Raw genomic sequence first — 16,857 nt, forward strand, 5'->3', positions numbered from 1 at the left:
TTCACCACCGGTCCGGCAGTTCCGAGCCGGGGCGATCACCGTCACTCAGGATGTCCGATTCGAGTTGGAGTGGGCGATTGGTCCGGCGGAATGGGAGGTGCTCCGGTGAAGGTCCGGAACGTTGCACGCTGGTGTGCCGCGGCAGGGCTGGCCACCGCGCTGATCAGCGCGACCCCGGCCCTATCCGCCGGCCGCGAGGGCGCGGGGCAAGAAGCCGCCGGGCAGGGAGCCACGGGGCAGGCGGCCGCTGCGCAAGGGGCCGCCTTGGAGACGGCGCGGCGGCGGGCGCTGCCGGCGTGTCCGATGGCGGGGCGCTCGACGCGGCCGCCCACGGTGCCTGCGGGGGCCGGGGCGGCGGGGGCGTGCCGGGCGGTTACGGAGCCGATCGTCGAGTCGGGGGTGCGGCTCGCGCGGCGGGGCGAGGCCGGGTTCACGCCGAGCGGTTATCACCATCTGGGCGCCAACACCGGCGGCGAGTGGGCCGGTGTCTCCGGGCGCATGTCGATCGTCGACGGTTCGATCCGGCCGCGTTCGTACGACTTCGTCGCCGGCCGGTTCATGGTGAAGCGCAACCTCGGCCGCGGTGTCATCAACTGGCTCGAGGCGGGCTGGGCCGAGACCGGCTGGGCCGGGACCGGCCGCCAGCACATCTACACCTTCAACACCAACACCAAGACCTGGCAGTTCTACGACCAGTACGTCCTGCGGCCCGGCGACAAGGTCTGGCTCGATCTGCACAGCGACCCCGACGGCGTGTGGAGCGCCTGGCTGTGGTGGGGCAACCGGTGGAACCTTCTCACCGCCCAGCGCCTGCCGATCGGCGAGACCGCCGTGGTCGAGCAGTACGTGGAGGTGCATGTCGACGCCGGCCGCCCGGGCCTGATCGACGTGCCGCCGGTGACCGTCGACAACGTTCGCCTGCGCCCGGCCGGCGGCGGCGAGCCGCGCCTGTGGCGCGAGGACGTACCCACGCTGACCGGCACCGACCCCACCCAGCGCCAGCAGCGCGGCGGCTTCTGCCTGGACTGGCGCACCCGCTACGACACGTGGACCGCCGGCGACTGCTCCCGAAGCGGCCTGCTGCGCTCCGCGGTCGCTCCCGCACCGCCCCTACCGCTCGGCGACGCCGACGTGGTGGGCGCGCCGACCCCCGCAGCGCCCGAACCCGGAATGCAGTCGGTCGCCGACCCAGGCCCCGCCGCAGCCGCACCCGGAGGGCAAGCTGAGGCGCCCGGAACGCAGGCCGAGGCGCCCGGAACGCAGGCCGAGGCGCCCGGAACGGGCGGAACGCATGTGGCGCCCGAAACGCAAGGGGCGGCGCCCGGAGGGCAACTGGCGCGACCCGGAAAGCAGGAAGAGCCGGAGCGAAAGCCCCGGCTCTTCAGCGACCTTTTTGGCTAGCCCGCGTTCGCGTACGAGTGCAGGCCCTCGAAGAACAGGTTCACGCCGAACAGGTTCATCAGCATCGTCACGAAGCCGATCAGGGCGATCCACGTCGCCACCGTCCGCTTCACGCTGGGGGTGGCCCGGGCGTGCAGGTAGCCGGCGTAGACGATCCAGGAGATGAACGCCCACACCTCCTTGGGGTCCCAGCCCCAGTAGCGCCCCCACGACGCCTCGGCCCAGATCGGGCCGGCGATCAGGGCGCCGAAGGTGAACAGCGGGAAGGCGAAGGCGTGCAGCCGGAACGTCAGCCGCTCGAGCAGCGCCGCCTCGGGCACCCGCTTGCCCAGCGTGTACGGGAACGAGCGCTTGCCGTCGTCGTATCCCTGCCGGATGAGGAACATCGCGGCCGGCACGGCGCCGATCAGGAAGATGCCGGAGCCGATGATGACCGTCGACACGTGGATGATGAACCAGTACGAGTTCAGCGCCGGCACCAGCGGGCCCACCGGCGTGTACGCGATGAGGCTGGCCGCGCCGAGCATGACGACCAGCGCCAGCGTCGCGAACAGGCCCAGATGGCGCACCTTCGGGCGGGTCAGGACAACCCCCGCCCACACCGCCGAGGCGACGAAGGTCGTCGACAGGATGTACTCGTACATGTTGCCCCACGGCATCCGGTCGGCCGCGACTCCGCGGGTGACCAGGGCGCCGAGGTGGAACAGCAGCGCGAGGACGTTGAGGCCGACCGCGATCCGGCCGATCAGCTCGGCCCGGTCGCGCCGGGCCGGAGGCGGCACGACGTCGCCAGCAGCCGAAGAAGGCGCCACGTCGTCGGCAACGGAAGAAGGCACCACGTCATCGGCAACCGAGGAAGGGGCCGGGGCGCCCGCGCCCACGAGCTGGCGGGCCGGGCGGGCGGCCGCCTTGCCGATGTGGCTGCGCCGTCCGAACGCGTACTCCCCCGCGTAGCAGATCATCGCGAACAGGTAAGCCAGGACGGCGGCCGCCACTAACTGATTCGACAACTCCGCCATCAGGACGTCCCTTCCTCGGCGGTTTTGACCAAAGATGCGAACTCATCGGGAAAACCGGGATAGTCGGTGCGCGGTAGCCCACCGGCCACCAACAACGTACCGCCGGACGATGCCGGCGTACCTGGCAGGGCGCGGAACCAGACCCGGCGCCGCTGTCCCCACAGCGAGAGCATCAGGCCGGCCAGGCCCAGAACCGCGCCGACCAGGGCCAGCGACTGGGTCGGGTCGTACCGGATGGAGAGCGTGGCGAACGGCTGCGTGCCGAGGAACTGCAGCTTGCTGCCGTCGTCCAGGGTCCAGGTCTCGCCGGCGCGCAGCGGGTGCGGCCGGGCGCCGGTGATGTTCTTCAGCTCGCCGGTGGCGATCTGGCCCTGGTCGAGCGAGTAGACCGACCGCGGCGTCCCCACGTCGAGCCCGAGGTCGCCCTGGTAGGCGGTCAGGTAGAGCGCGGGGTCGTTCTCGGCCGGGAAGGCCGAGGTGGCGCTGCCGTCCTTGGCCACCGTCGGCAGGTAGCGGCCTTCGAAGGCCATCTGGAGCTTGGTGTCGCGCCGGCCGGTCTTGGGGTCGATGTTCACGTCCGGGAACTGGGCGACGCCCTCGCTGGTCTGCATCGCGTCGACCGGCAGGAACGGCACGACCCTGGTCTGGGCGACGCCGTAGCGGTCGGTGAAGCGCAGGATCGGCGCGTAGCCGTGGCCGAGCAGGTGCACGCTGGCGCCGTCGAGCCGCAGCGGGTCGTTGACGGTGAACTTCCGGGTCTCGGCCGGCTCGCCGTTCTGGGTGACCGAGACGGTCGCCGAGAACGTCTTGGGCTGGCCGGTGCTCTGGAAGGTGGCGTCGAAGTCGGTGAGCTTCAGGCAGAAGTCCGGCAGGTCGGCCGCGGTGACGCGCGGGCCGAGCGACGAGTCGTCGTACTGCGGCAGCACGTTGCAGAACCCCTGGTCGGGGCCGCCGACCAGGATGCGGTTGCCGTGCCAGCCGTACCAGTGACCGAAGCCGACGCCGATCAGCACGGCCAGCATGCTGATGTGGAACAGGAGGTTGCCGGTCTCTTTGAGGTAGCCCTTCTCGGCCGAGACCGTGAAGCTACCGTCGCCCTGTTCGCGGACTTTGGTGCGGAATCGGCGCTTACGCAGTTGTTGAGCAATCACCGCGGCCGCCGCGGCCGGCTCCTGCGCGCTGGTCCACTCGTCGCTGTGCTGCGGCAGGCGCCCGAAGCGCTTCGGCGCGTCCGGTACGGCGATCCGCAGCGCCCGCACATGGTCGATCAGCCGCGGTACGACACAGCCGATCAGGGACACGAACAGGAGCAGGTAGATCGAGGCGAACCACGGCGAGGCGTACACCTCGAACCCGCCGAATTTCTCCAGCCAGGGCGCGAGTTTTGGGTGGGCCGTGTAGTACTGCGAGACCTTTTCCGCGTTCACCGCGCGCTGCGGGAAGACCGAGCCCGGAATCGCGGCGACGGCGAGCAGGAAGAGCAGGACCAGCGCCGTACGCATGCTGGTCAGCTGGCGCCACGAATTGCGCACCAACGCCCAGATCCGGCTCCCCCGGTTGGGCGGCGGCGCGGCCGGCGGCGCCTGGAGCTCCTCGACGATCGTCACAGGATGCCCTCCGCTCCGAGGTCGAAGGTCGTCTTCAGCCAGATCAGGAAGTCGTTCCAGCCGCCGGTGACGAGCGCGAGGCCGACCAGGATCAGCAGCACCCCGCCGACCCGCGTGACCCACCGGCTGTTGCGCCGGATCGTCCGGAAAACCCCGATCAACTTGCTGAAGAAAAGCCCGAAGAGCACGAACGGAAGACCCAGGCCCAGGCTGTACGCGACGGCGAGCAGCACGGCCCGGTCGGTCTCACCGGACGTCACACCCAGCGCCATGACCGCGCCCAGCGTCGGGCCCACGCAGGGCGCCCAGGAGATCGCGAAGATCGCCCCGAAGATCGGCGCGCCGAGCAGGCCGGCGGCCGGAAGCTTGGTGATGCGGGCCTCGCGCTGCAGCCAGGGGATCCAGCCGAGGTAACCGAGGCCGAGCACGATGATCAGGACCCCGAGGGCGACGTTCAGCGCGTCCTGGTGGCGGATCAGGAAGCCGGCGTTCACCACGACCACGTTGAGCAGGATGAACACGACCGCGAAGCCGAGCACGAACAGGCTCGTCCCGGCCAGGACGCGCCCCTTGGAGCGGATCTTGGCGAGGGTGGCGACGCCGCCGCCCGCCGCGCCGTCCGGCCGCGAGCCCTCCAGCCGCGAGTCGAGGTCGGAGCCGGCCAGCCCGGTGACGTAGGAGAGGTAGCCCGGCAGCAGGGGCAGCACACACGGCGACAGGATGCTGACCAGGCCGGCGACCGCGGCCACGGCCAGCGCCAGGATCAGTGGCCCGCCGCTGGCGATCGAGGCGAACTGCTCGCCCATCAGCCGTTCCCCTCCGCGGCCACCTTTTCCACCAGGGGCTGCAACTGGGTCACCGTGGTGGCCTGGCGGATCGCCACCGCGATGCGGCCCTGGCGGTCGATGATCAGGGTGGCCGGCGTGCTGGTCTGCGTCACGTCGAACTGGAGCGCGACCTTGCCGTCGACGTCGTAGATGCTCGGGTACGTCACCCGGTTGCGCTCGAACTGGATGGCCGCGTCCCGGTCGTCACGGGTGTTGACGCCCAGGAAGGCCACGTTCTGCGCCTTGGTGGTCTGGTACGTCTTCTCCAGGTCGTCGGCCTCGGCCCGGCACGGCGCGCACCACGAACCCCAGAAGTTGACCACCACCACCTTGCCCAGGTCGGACTTCAAGTCGTACTGCTTGCCGTCCAGCAGTTCGCCCTTGACCTCCTTGACCGGGGTGCGCTGGCCGGGGGCGCAATCGACGACGCCGGAGGCCGTGGAGCACTTGTCGGCCCAGTTGTCCCCGCCGCACCCGGCTAACGCACCGGCCGAGAGGACGGCGGTGGCCAGGACGATGGCGAGGCGGCGCACGGTCAAGCTCCCTTGGCGGTCTTGGCAGTCGCGGACAGCGCCACCAGATGGGCGGCCGGCTCCGAGTAGTCGATTCCGACGACCTTGGAGTCTTCGAAGTGGAACGAGGTGAGGCTGGCCAGCCCGCACTGCCGCTTACGCGGATCGTGCCAGAGCCGCTTCTTCTCCACGTAGCGCCGAAGCGTCCAGATGGGCAGTTGGTGCGAGATGCAGACGGCCTCATGGCCCTCGGCCGCGACCCGGGCCGCCTGGACCGCCGCGAACATGCGCTGCGCGATCACGAGGTACGCCTCGCCCCAGGACGGGGTGATCGGGTCGCGCAGCACCCACCAGTGCCGCGGGTTGCTGAACGCGCCGTCGCCGACGGACACCCTCTTGCCCTCGAAGTAGTTCGAGCTCTCGATCAGCCGCACGTCGGTGGCGATCTCGAGGTCGAACTCGGCCGCGATCGGCTCGGCCGTCTCCTGCGCTCGCTCGAGCGGGCTGGAGACCACGTACGTCACGTCGCGGTCCTTCAGCGCCTCGGCCGCCGCCTTGGCCATCTGCTTACCCAGCTCGGAGAGGTGGAAGTCGGGCAGACGGCCGTACAGGATCTTGCCCGGGTTGTGGACCTCGCCGTGGCGCAGCACGTGCACCGTCGTCTTTGTGGACTCGCTCATCGCGCGGCCGCCCTCGCTGCGTACGGGAGCGCCGTCGCGATCTGCTCCAGCGCCGCGTCGTCGATCGCGGTCGAGACGAACCACGACTCGAACGCGCTCGGCGGCAGGTAGACCCCGCGCGACAGCATCTCGTGGAAGAACGCCTTGAACGCACCGGCGTCCTGGGTCTTCGCCGAGTCGTAGTCGACCACGTCGACCTCGGTGAAGAAGATCGAGAACATGTTGCCGGCGAAGGACAGCCGGTGCGGGACGCCGGCCTTGGTCAGCTCGTCGGAGGCGAGCGCGCCGATCGTGGCCGACAGCTCGTCGAGCCGCTTGTAGACCGCGTCGTCGGCCAGCCGCAGCGAGGCGAGCCCGGCCGCGCAGGCCAGCGGGTTTCCGGACAGGGTGCCGGCCTGATAGACCGGGCCGGCCGGGGCGAGCCGCGACATCACGTCGCGCCGCCCGCCGAACGCGGCCGCGGGCAGGCCGCCGCCCATCACCTTGCCGAAGGTGAACAGGTCGGCGTCGACCGGGTCGAGCCCGGCCCAGCCACCGGCCGAGACCCGGAAGCCGGTCATCACCTCGTCGACGATGAGCAGGGCGCCGTGCGCGTGGGCGATCTCGGCCAGCCGCTGGTTGAAGCCCTCGCGCGGGGCGACGACCCCCATGTTGCCGGCGGCGGCCTCGGTGATGACGGCGGCGATCTCGCCGCCGTTCTCCCGGAAGACGGCCTCGACCGCGGAGATGTCGTTGTACGGCAGTACGAGCGTCTCGCTCGCGGCGGCGCCGGTGACGCCGGGCGAGTCGGGCAGCCCCAGCGTGGCCACGCCGGAGCCGGCCGCGGCGAGCAGCGCGTCGACGTGCCCGTGGTAGCAACCGGCGAACTTCACGATCTTGGAACGGCCGGTGAAGCCGCGGGCCAGCCGGATGGCAGACATGGTGGCCTCGGTACCCGAGTTGACCAGGCGGACCTCGTCGACCGCGGTACGCCGGACGATCTCCTCGGCCAGGTCGACCTCGCCCGCGGTGGGCGTGCCGAAGCTCGTGCCGCGGGCGGCGGCGGCCTGGATGGCGGCGATGACCTCGGGGTGGGCGTGGCCGTGGATCAGCGGGCCCCACGAGCAGACCAGGTCGACGTAGCGCCGTCCGTCGGCGTCGGTGAGCCACGGCCCCGAGCCGTGCGCCATGAATCGGGGCGTGCCACCGACCGCTCGGAACGCACGCACGGGTGAATTGACCCCGCCCGGCACGATGGCCTGGGCGCGGTCGAACAGGGCCTGGGAAGCCGGGGCGTCCTCCGGGTAGGGGAGGCCCTCGGCGCGGTATGAGGTGGTCACAGCGGCTCCCATTGTGTCAGCGCGCTCGGGCAAGAATCTCAAGAGGGTTCCTCACATCACCCGAGGATGCCGCAAAGCCGCACATGGGGATGTCCGGAACGCCCGGTTACGCACGCGCCCGACGGGCCGAACCGGTGCATAGGCGATAGGCTGACCCGGTGGAGCGACCCGAACTGTCGATCACGGTTCAGCGAGCCCCCGACGAGGTCGTCTTCCACCTCGCCGGGGAGATCGACGTGCTCACGGTCAATAATCTGTCGACGCTGGTCAACGAAGTGCTCGCCGAGCCGCCCGCCCGCATCGTCCTGGACATGGCGGGTGTCACCTTCTGCGATTCGCAGGGCCTGGGCACGCTGGTCGTGCTCAGTCGCAAGGCCCAGCACGCCCGCGCGGTGCTGGCCCTGGCCAACGTCGGCGACTTCCTCATGCGAGTGCTGGATATCACCGGTCTCAGAAGCGCCCTGATGATCAGCAGCACCGCCTGACCCTTGTTGATCTTGGAGCGGCGAAACAAACCGTTGCCTTGACGCCGGTGTCAATGCCTAACGTCAGTTGACGGATGGGGGGCGCCGATGTTGATCGGAGAGCTGGCCGAGAAGGCCGGCACCAGCACGAGGACGCTGCGCTACTACGAGCAGCACGGTCTGGTCCACGCCGGCCGCGACGCGAACGGATATCGCCAGTACGAGGACGCCGAGCTGCGCGTCGTGTACGAGATCCGCTCGCTGCTGGCGGCCGGCTTCGGTCTCGAGGACATCAAGCCCTTCGTCGCGTGCCTTCGCGCCGGCAACGAATCAGGACATGTCTGTCCCGACTCGGTCGAGGTGCTGCGCCGCAAGCTGGCCGAAGTGGACGGCTACATCGGGCAGCTCACCGACCTCCGGCAGCGTCTGCGCGCCCAGCTGAACGAGGCCGTCGAGGAGCCCCTGTGCCAGACCATGCTGAGCCCCACAACCATCTGCCAGCCCTGACCGATGCCACCTTCGCCGAGACGATCCGCGACGCCACCACCCCGGTCGTCGTCGACGTCTGGGCCGAGTGGTGCCCGCCCTGCGGCCCGATGGCCCGCACCCTGGCCGAACTCGCCCCCGAGTTCGACGGCAAGTTGCGGATCTACACCCTGAACGCCGACGAGAACCCCGAGACCGCCCGGGCCCACCGGATCATGTCGCTGCCGACCCTGCTCGTCTACGACAACGGCACGCTGGTCAGCGCGACGGTCGGCGCCCGCCCGAAGTCAGTCCTGCGACTGCTCCTGGCGAACGCTCTCACCCCGTACGCCAATGTGTAGTTAATTGCCCCAGCGGGCCTTCTCCAACAGCGCGAGCGCTTCGGCGGCGGCGTCCTCACCGCCGGAGCGCAGCACGCGCGCCGCCTCGTCGACCGTCTCGGTCAGCCGCTGCCACTGTGACTCCCGCTCGCGGGTCGCGTCGGCCTGAGCCTTCAGTTGCTGCGATTTCGTCCAGAGCTCGACGAAGATGGACACCTTGGCCCGCAGCACCCACGGGTCGAACGGCTTGGTCAGGTAATCGACGGCGCCCACCGCGTAGCCCCGGAGCGCCAGCTGAGCGTCCCGGTCGGCGGCGGTGAGGAACAGGATCGGCACGTGCCGGGTCCGTTCCCGCCGCTTGATGTGGCTGGCCGTCTCGAAACCGTCCATGTTGGGCATCTGGGCGTCCAGCAGGATGACCGCGAAATCGTCGGTGAGCAGCTGTTTCAGCGCCGCCTCGCCACTCTGCACGGCCACCGGGGTCACCGGCAGGCCCTGGAGGATCGCTTCCAGCGCGAGCAGATTGTCCTTCCGGTCGTCGACGAGCAGGGCCTTGGCACGCTCAGCCACGCGTGATCCTTTCCTCGGGGTCCGCGTTCACCCAACGGGCCATCAGCTCGATCAGCTCGTCGAGATCGACGGGCTTGGTGATGTAGTCACTGGCGCCCGCCGCGAGGGCCGACTCCCGGTCCCCGGGCATCGCCTTCGCCGTCAGGAACACTACCGGGAGGTCCTGGAAGCGCTGGTTTCGGCGGATTCCGCGGGTCGTCTCGTACCCGTCCTGGTCGGGCATCATCGCGTCCATCAGGACGATGTCGATCTCGGGGTGTTCGGCCAGCACGCGGACCCCGTCGACGCCGTTGTCCGAGTACAGGACGTTCAGGCCGTGCATCTCGAGGGCGCTGGTCAGGGCGAACACGTTACGGACGTCGTCGTCGACGATCAGCACCGTGGCCCCGTCGAGCTGGCGGCTGGCCGGGGTCACCACGTGGCTCTCGATGTCGGCCCGCTGGCTGAGCACCGGCATCTCCATCAGCGGCATGTCGAGCGAGGCCGCCGCCGGCTGCACCACGACGGTCGCCGTGGGCAGGGTCGGCAGGGCGATGGCCGGGATGCCCTCGGCGCTCAGCGCGTCCGGCATGTACAAGGTGAAGGTCGAGCCCTCACCCGGCCGCGAGGACACCACGATCGTGCCGCCGAGCAGGGCGGCCAGGTCGCGGCTGATCGACAGGCCCAGGCCGGTGCCGCCGTACTTGCGGGTGGTCGTGCCGTCGGCCTGCTGGAACGGCTCGAAGATGATGGCCAGCTTCTCGTCGTTGATGCCGATGCCGGTGTCGCTGACCGAGAACGCGATCACCTGCTGGGCCGAGGCCAGCGCCGGCACGTCGAAATCGGTGGTGGCCGGCGCCGCGAAGATGTTCAGCGTCACCGATCCCTTGTCGGTGAACTTGACCGCGTTCGACAGCAGGTTGCGCAGGATCTGCTGGAGGCGCTGCGGGTCGGTGACGATCGAGGACGGCAGCCCGTTCTCGACCTGGACCCGGAACTGCAGGCCCTTCTCCTCGGCCTGCGGCGCGAACGCCTGCTCGACATAGCTGCGTACGCCGTCGAAGTCGACCTGGTCGGGCTCGACGTCCATCCGGCCGGCCTCGATCTTGGCGAGGTCGAGGATGTCGTCGATCAGCGACAGCAGGTCGGAGCCGGCACTGTGGATCGTGCGGGCGAACTCGATCTGCTTCTCGGTCAGGTTGGTGTCGGCGTTGTCGGCCAGCAGGCGGGCCAGCAGCAGCAGCGAGTTGAGCGGGGTGCGCAGCTCGTGGCTCATGTTGGCCAGGAACTCCGACTTGTACGCGCTCGCGCGCGAGAGCTGCTGCGCCTTCTCCTCCAGACCGCGCCGGGCCTGCTCGATCTCCCGGTTCTTGGTCTCGATGTTGGCCTTCTGGTCGCTCAGCAGCTGGGCCTTGTCCTCGAGCTCGGCGTTGGTGCGCTGCAGCTCGGCCGACTGGTCCTGCATCTCGCGGGCCAGCCGCTGCGATTGGGAGAGCAGTTCCTCCGTACGCCGGTTGGCCTGAATGGTGTTGAGAGCGATCCCGATCGTCGAGACGAGGCGCTCCAGGAACGTGAGGTGCAGCCCCGAGAAGGCGGCGACCGAGGCGAACTCGATCACGCCCAGCATCTCCCCCTCGAACAGAACCGGAAGCACCACCAGGTCGTTCGGCGGCATCGACATGAGTCCGGAGCGCATGGTGAGGATGCCGTCGTGGGTGGCGCGGACCCGGATCGTCCGGCGGGAGACCGCGGCCTGGCCGACCAGGCCTTCGCCGGGCCCGAAGGTGACCTCGTGATTACGGGCGACATAGCCGTACGAGGCGGCCAGCCTCAGCCGCATCACCGCCTGCTCGTTGTCGACCAGGAAGAACGCGCCGAGCTGGGCGTCGACCAGCGGCGTCACCTCGGTCATGATCATGCGGCAGACCTCGCCGAGGTCGCGCTGCCCCTGGAGCAGGCCGCCGATGCGGGCCAGGTTCGAGTCGAGCCAGCCCTGCTCGGCGTTGGCCTTCGTCGTCTCCCGGAGGGTGACGATCATCTGGTTGATGTTGTCCTTGAGCTCGGCGACCTCGCCCTGCGCCTCGACCGCGATGCTCTGGGTCAGGTCACCGCGGGTCACGGCGGTGGACACCTCGGCGATCGCGCGCAGCTGGATGGTCAGCGTGGAGGCGAGCTGGTTGACGTTGTCGGTCAGGTCCTGCCACGTACCGGAAACGCCCTTGACCTGGGCCTGACCGCCGAGCTTGCCCTCGACGCCGACCTCGCGGCCGACCCGGGTCACCTCGGTGGCGAACGACGAGAGCTGGTCGACCATCGTGTTGACGGTGTCCTTGAGCTCCAGGATCTCGCCGCGGGCGTCGACCGTGATCTTCTGCGACAGGTCACCCTTGGCCACGGCCGTGGTCACCGAGGCGATGTTGCGGACCTGGGCCGTCAGGTTGGACGCCATGTAGTTCACGTTGTCGGTGAGATCGCGCCACGTGCCGGCCACGCCGCGCACCTGGGCCTGACCGCCGAGCTTGCCCTCCGAGCCCACCTCGCGGGCCACTCGGGTGACCTCGTCGGCGAACGACGAGAGCTGGTCGACCATGGTGTTCACGGTGTTCTTGAGCTCGAGGATCTCGCCCTGGGCGTCGACCGTGATCTTCTGCGACAGGTCGCCCTTGGCCACCGCCGTCGAGACCTGGGCGATGTTACGGACCTGGGCCGTCAGGTTGGAGGCCATCGAGTTGACGTTGTCGGTGAGGTCGCGCCACGTGCCGGCGACCCCGCGAACCTGGGCCTGACCGCCGAGCTTGCCCTCGGTGCCGACCTCGCGGGCCACCCGCGTCACCTCGTCGGCGAACGAGGACAGCTGGTCGACCATCGTGTTCACCGTCGACTTCAGCTCGAGGATCTCGCCCCGGGCATCGACCGTGATCTTCTGCGACAGGTCACCCTTGGCCACGGCCGTGGTCACCGAGGCGATGTTGCGGACCTGGCTGGTCAGGTTGGACGCCATGTAGTTGACGTTGTCGGTCAGGTCGCGCCAGGTGCCGGAGACGCCCTTCACCTGGGCCTGGCCACCCAGCTTGCCCTCCGAGCCCACCTCGCGGGCCACCCGCGTCACCTCGTCGGCGAACGACGAGAGCTGGTCGACCATCGTGTTCATCGTGTTCTTCAGGGCCAGGATCTCGCCCCGGGCGTCCACCGTGATCTTCTGGGACAGGTCGCCCTTGGCCACCGCCGTGGAGACCTGGGCGATGTTGCGTACCTGGTCGGTGAGGTTGGCGGCCAGCTGGTTGACGTTCTCGGTGAGCTCACGCCACGTACCGGAAACGCCTCTGACCTGGGCCTGACCGCCCAGCTTGCCCTCGGTGCCGACCTCGCGGGCCACCCGGGTCACCTCGTCGGCGAACGACGACAGCTGGTCCACCATCGTGTTCACGGTGTCCTTGAGCTCGAGGATCTCGCCCTGCGCGGCCACCGTGATCTTCTGCGACAGGTCACCCTTGGCCACCGCCGTGGAGACCTGGGCGATGTTACGGACCTGGCTCGTCAGGTTGGACGCCATCGAGTTGACCGAATCGGTCAGGTCCTTCCACGTACCGGCGACGTTCGGCACCTCGGCCTGACCGCCCAGCTTGCCCTCGGTGCCCACCTCGCGCGCCACCCGGGTGACCTGCTCGGCGAACAGGCGCAGCGTGTCGGTCACCCCGTTCATGGTGTCGGCCAGCTCGGCCACCTCGCCCCGGGCGGAAACCGTGATCTTCTGCGACAGATCGCCGCGGGCCATGGCCGTGGCGACCTGTGAGATCGATCGCACCTGGTGAGTCAGGTTCGACGCCATCGTGTTGACGGAGTCGGTCAGGTCCTTCCACGTGCCGGCGACACCACGGACGTCGGCCTGACCGCCGAGCTCGCCCTCGGTGCCGACCTCGCGGGCCACCCGCGTCACCTCGTCGGCGAACGACGACAGCTGGTCGACCATCGTGTTCACCGTGCGGCCGATGCGCAGGAATTCACCCCGAAGGGGTCGCCCGTCCATCTCGAGTGCCATGTGCTGCGAGAGGTCACCCTCAGCGACGGCGACAATGACCCGGGAGATCTCGGTGGTCGGCCGGCCGAGGTCGTCGATCAGGGCGTTCACCGATCGGACGCTGTCGGCCCAGGCCCCGTCGAGGCCCTCGTCGTCAAGACGCTCGGTGAGCCGGCCGTCCCGTCCGACGATGCGACTGATCCGCCGCAGATCGAGATTTTGCCGCTCCTGGAGCGACACGACCTCGTTGAACGCGTCCGCGACCTCACCGGCCATCCCGCTCCGGCGGGGCAGCCGAACCTTGAGATCGCCGCGGCGAACCCGCCGGAGCGCGTCGGCGAGCTCACCGAGCACGGCGGTGTCGTCGGGTGCACCGACGCTGACTTCCTTGGCGGCGGTCATGCTGTCCTCACTCGCTGTCCAACTGCGTGGGCCGCCCTATCCTCTCTCGCCCGACCGGGTCAATGCGAGACACGACTTTGTGCACAGGCCCATCCTCAGGAGAGGATGCATGCGTGTCAGCGGAGGCCGGGGAGATCTCGGACAGTCCGGCGGGCGGGCTGGTCCGGCGCGTTCGCCTGCCCAACGACCGGCGTACGCCGGCGGCGGCGCGCGCCCTGGTGCGCTCGGTCCTCGAGGAAGCCGGACTCGATTCCCTGCTCAACGAGGCCCTGCTGCTGACCACGGAGCTCTCCACGAACGCGGTCGTGCACGCCAACACCGAGCTCGACATCGAGGTACGGGCCGACGCGACAGGTCTCACCGTCACCGTCACCGACTTCGCGCCCGGCCCGGTCGAACAGCTGGCCGTCGGCCCGCGCAACGAGAGCCCCGACATCGGCGAGGTCGCCGAGCGCGGGCGCGGCCTGCTGCTGGTCGACCACTTCGCCAGCCGCTGGGGCACCGTGCACGAGGGCACCGGCAAGGGCGTCTGGTTCCGCCTCGAGGGCACCACGACCGGCCAGACCACCGCGGCCGTGGTGCCGGCGGTCTCCCAGGAGATCGAGGGTGGCACGCCGAGCGCGGGCGCGCTCACATCGCTGCTCCACGTCAGCCCCGAGCGGCCGAGCGAGGACGGCCTGGCCGAGTTCGCGGCCGGCCTGCTCGCCCAGCTGGCCCGGCTGACCGGCGCGGCCGGCGGCGTCATCCGGCTCGACCGCGGCGACGGCGGCGGACGGCAGCTGCTGGCCCGGTACGGCCGCGCCCCGCGCGACGACGCCGAGACGATCAGGGTGCCGCTGTCGGTGAACCGGCCGTACGCGGGTGAGCTCGAGCTCGACGCCTCCCCCGTGGGCTACGCCCAGCCGCTGGCCACGATGGTGGCCGAGCGGTTCTCGCTCCACCTGGAGAACGACCGCCTGCGCCGCACCGACCTGCGCCGGCAGACGTGGCTCACCTTCCTGGCCGAGGCCAGCGAGCTGCTGGCCCAGTCGCTCGACGTCAACCTGACCATGGCGCTGATCCCGCAGCTGGTGGTGCCCCGGCTGGGCCAGTGGTGCGCGGTGCACACGACCGACGCCTGGGGCCACCTCCAGCTGGCGGCGGCGACCCACACCGACGAGAGCGTGCTGCCCGAGCTGCACGAGACGCTGGCCCAGACCGGCCCCGACACGGTCCTGGCCCGGCTCGAGGAGGCGTCCCGCCTCGGCACCCAGGTGATGCTGCCGCCACCGGCCGAGGGTTTCGCGGTGCCGCTGGTGGCCCGGGGCACCCGGCTCGGCACGCTGGCGGTCGGCCGCCACCACCGCATCCGGCACGACACCGACGAGGTGGCGATCCTCGAGGATGTGGCCCGCCGGGCCGCCCTGGCCATCGACAACGCCCGCATTCACGACGAAAGGCACAAGGTCGCCCGTACGCTCCAGGCCTCCCTGCTGCCGCCGACCCTGCCCCGCGTCGACGGTGTCGGCTTCGCGGCGGAGTACGTGCCGACCGGCTCCGAGGTGGGCGGCGACTTCTACGACGTGGTGCCCTCGGGCGCGGACAGCTGGATCGTGGTGGTGGGCGACGTCTCCGGCAAGGGCGTGCAGGCGGCGACGGTGACCGGCCTGGTCCGCGACGTGATCCGGATCCTGGTCGACGACGGCAAGCCGATGAACGAGATCCTGTGCCGGGTCAACAAGACGCTGGTGCAGCGCGGCGGCGGCCGCTACTGCACGCTGGCGATGGCGTCGGTGGCTCGGGAGAAGGACGGCGTGCTCTCGGTCTGCCTGCACCTGGCCGGCCACGACCGGGCGGTGCTGGTCCACGCGGACGGCAAGACGTCGTTCGTGGGCGAGGGAGGCACGGCGCTCGGCCTGCTGGAGACGATCTCGTCCCCCGACGCCGAGATACGCCTGCAGCCCGGCGACTCCCTGATCTTCTACACCGACGGCGTGACCGAGCGCCGCCGGGGCCGCGAGCTGTTCGGCACGGGTCGCCTGCGCGACGCGGCGGGACCGCTGGCCGGCTACCCGGCCGAGGTGATGGCCGCCCGCCTGCGCTCCACCACCATCAACTTCTCGGTCGAAGAGCCCCGCGACGACATCGCCATCCTGGTCCTCCGCAACGACGCCTGAGCCAGACCCCCACCTCGGCTGATTCGCCCCATTCGCCCGGTTGCTCGTGGCATGGTGATTGTCATGGCGAAAACTCAGTACTACACGGCCACGAGCATCGACGGTTACATCGCCGACGAAGGCAATTCGCTCGACTGGCTCGCCGACGTGGACGGGGGCACCGAGAACCCGTTCGGCGGCTTCTTCGCGGGTGTCGGGGCGTTCGCCATGGGCGCGAACACCTACGAGTGGGTGCTGGAGAACGACAACGTGCTGGCCGAGCCGCAGAACTGGCACGACCTGTACGGCGACGCACCCTGCTGGGTCTTCGCCAACCGCGAACTGCCGCTGGTGCCGGACGCCAACATCTTCATGGTCAGCGGCGACGTCCAGCGCGTACACGAGGCCATGCTGGTAGCCGCCAAGGGCAAGAACGTCTGGCTGGTAGGCGGCGGCGACCTGGTCGGCCAGTTCGTCGACCAGGGCCTCCTCGACGAGATCATCCTGGGCATCGCACCGGTCGTCCTCGGCAAAGGCGTCCCGCTGCTGCCCCGGCACCTGACCGCGCGGCACCTGGCCTTGACCGGCACCGCCCAGATCGGCCGCTTCGCCTACCTCACCTACGCCGTCGGCACCGACCCCATGCCGGGCCGCCACCCAGCCGCCACCGAACGCCGCCAGGCAGTCCTGCACTGACCAGCCACGCCTGAACACCACCAGCCACTCGCGCGCCGAGCATCCCACGCTTACCACTGGGCGGCCGCGCGCCGACCGGCCCACGCCTGAACACCAACTGGGCGGCCCAGCGCGACCAGCCCACGCCTGAACACCACTGGGCGGCCCCGCGCGACCAGCCCACGCCTGAACACCACTGGGCGGCCCCGCGCGACCAGCCCACGCCTGAACACTATTGGGCGGCCCAACGCTAACCAGCCCACGCTTGCCACCGGGCGGCCCAACGCCGCCTAGGTGTAGCGACCAGGACCGTTGTTGACTCGGGTGATGGGTGGCTTGCCTCCGAGCGCGGTGTGGGCTCGATGGTAGTTGTAGGTGTGGAGCCAGCCGGGTAGGGCGTCGGCGCGGTCCTGGCCGTTGGTGAAGGGCCTTGAGTAGATCCA

15 protein-coding genes are annotated in these 16,857 nt (G+C 70.0%); 6 read left to right on the forward strand and 9 right to left on the reverse strand.

The window, feature by feature from the left end:
* The first annotated feature begins 399 nt into the window (after window positions 1-399).
* Window positions 400-1,401, forward strand: coding sequence for a hypothetical protein (locus AB0C26_RS43965; protein ID WP_360260604.1), 1,002 nt, complete (start codon window positions 400-402; stop codon window positions 1,399-1,401).
* Here the strand turns inward: AB0C26_RS43965 and ccsB are convergent.
* The 6 genes from ccsB to hemL are packed head-to-tail and all read right to left on the reverse strand — an operon-like array spanning window position 1,398 to window position 7,377.
* A complete protein-coding gene (gene ccsB, locus AB0C26_RS43970; RefSeq protein ID WP_360260607.1) occupies window positions 1,398-2,420 on the reverse strand; it encodes a c-type cytochrome biogenesis protein CcsB in 1,023 nt (340 codons plus the stop codon). The genes AB0C26_RS43965 and ccsB overlap by 4 nt on opposite strands.
* Complete coding sequence (locus AB0C26_RS43975) at window positions 2,420-4,027, reverse strand: cytochrome c biogenesis protein ResB (RefSeq protein ID WP_360260610.1); 1,608 nt, start codon at window positions 4,025-4,027, stop codon at window positions 2,420-2,422. The genes ccsB and AB0C26_RS43975 overlap by 1 nt, the downstream gene beginning before the upstream one ends.
* On the reverse strand, window positions 4,024-4,833 hold the full coding sequence (locus tag AB0C26_RS43980) for a cytochrome c biogenesis protein CcdA (protein ID WP_360260613.1): 810 nt from the start codon (window positions 4,831-4,833) through the stop codon (window positions 4,024-4,026). The genes AB0C26_RS43975 and AB0C26_RS43980 overlap by 4 nt, the downstream gene beginning before the upstream one ends.
* Window positions 4,833-5,393: a TlpA disulfide reductase family protein gene (locus AB0C26_RS43985; RefSeq protein ID WP_360260616.1), complete on the reverse strand. Its 561-nt coding sequence runs from the start codon at window positions 5,391-5,393 to the stop codon at window positions 4,833-4,835. Before AB0C26_RS43985 ends, AB0C26_RS43980 begins: the two co-directional genes overlap by 1 nt.
* A complete protein-coding gene (locus AB0C26_RS43990; RefSeq protein ID WP_360260619.1) occupies window positions 5,390-6,046 on the reverse strand; it encodes a histidine phosphatase family protein in 657 nt (218 codons plus the stop codon). The genes AB0C26_RS43985 and AB0C26_RS43990 overlap by 4 nt, the downstream gene beginning before the upstream one ends.
* Window positions 6,043-7,377 carry a glutamate-1-semialdehyde 2,1-aminomutase gene (hemL, locus tag AB0C26_RS43995; protein WP_360260621.1) on the reverse strand — a complete coding sequence of 445 codons (1,335 nt, stop codon included), beginning with the start codon at window positions 7,375-7,377 and terminating at the stop codon, window positions 6,043-6,045. Before hemL ends, AB0C26_RS43990 begins: the two co-directional genes overlap by 4 nt.
* A gap of 146 nt (window positions 7,378-7,523) precedes the next feature.
* On the opposite strand from hemL, the gene AB0C26_RS44000 reads away from it, so the two are divergent.
* From AB0C26_RS44000 to AB0C26_RS44010, 3 genes are all read left to right on the forward strand, one after another.
* Window positions 7,524-7,850 (forward strand): STAS domain-containing protein, encoded by a 327-nt coding sequence (locus tag AB0C26_RS44000; protein WP_097327824.1) that lies wholly within the window; start codon window positions 7,524-7,526, stop codon window positions 7,848-7,850.
* Window positions 7,851-7,937: 87 nt separating this feature from the next.
* A complete protein-coding gene (locus AB0C26_RS44005) occupies window positions 7,938-8,336 on the forward strand; it encodes a MerR family transcriptional regulator (RefSeq protein ID WP_360260623.1) in 399 nt (132 codons plus the stop codon).
* Window positions 8,294-8,656, forward strand: coding sequence for a thioredoxin domain-containing protein (locus tag AB0C26_RS44010; RefSeq protein WP_360260625.1), 363 nt, complete (start codon window positions 8,294-8,296; stop codon window positions 8,654-8,656). Before AB0C26_RS44005 ends, AB0C26_RS44010 begins: the two co-directional genes overlap by 43 nt.
* Here the strand turns inward: AB0C26_RS44010 and AB0C26_RS44015 are convergent, their stop codons facing one another.
* Complete coding sequence (locus AB0C26_RS44015; protein ID WP_360260628.1) at window positions 8,657-9,205, reverse strand: response regulator; 549 nt, start codon at window positions 9,203-9,205, stop codon at window positions 8,657-8,659.
* Window positions 9,198-13,604, reverse strand: coding sequence for a HAMP domain-containing protein (locus AB0C26_RS44020; protein WP_360260630.1), 4,407 nt, complete (start codon window positions 13,602-13,604; stop codon window positions 9,198-9,200). The genes AB0C26_RS44015 and AB0C26_RS44020 overlap by 8 nt, the downstream gene beginning before the upstream one ends.
* A 113-nt stretch (window positions 13,605-13,717) precedes the next feature.
* Here AB0C26_RS44020 and AB0C26_RS44025 point away from each other — a divergent pair, with 113 nt between their 5' ends.
* The gene (locus AB0C26_RS44025; RefSeq protein ID WP_360260632.1) at window positions 13,718-15,760 is read left to right on the forward strand and encodes a SpoIIE family protein phosphatase; all 2,043 of its coding nucleotides are present in this window, start codon (window positions 13,718-13,720) and stop codon (window positions 15,758-15,760) included.
* 63 nt (window positions 15,761-15,823) lie between these two features.
* Window positions 15,824-16,435: a dihydrofolate reductase family protein gene (locus tag AB0C26_RS44030; RefSeq protein WP_360260635.1), complete on the forward strand. Its 612-nt coding sequence runs from the start codon at window positions 15,824-15,826 to the stop codon at window positions 16,433-16,435.
* A 269-nt stretch (window positions 16,436-16,704) separates the two neighbouring features.
* On the opposite strand, the gene AB0C26_RS44035 is transcribed toward AB0C26_RS44030, so the two are convergent.
* Window positions 16,705-16,857: integrase core domain-containing protein (locus tag AB0C26_RS44035; RefSeq protein ID WP_360260642.1), on the reverse strand; the 153-nt coding region annotated here is incomplete at its 5' end.

The sequence above is a fragment of the Actinoplanes sp. NPDC048796 genome (assembly GCF_040650035.1).
Classification (GTDB): Bacteria; Actinomycetota; Actinomycetes; order Mycobacteriales; family Micromonosporaceae; genus Actinoplanes.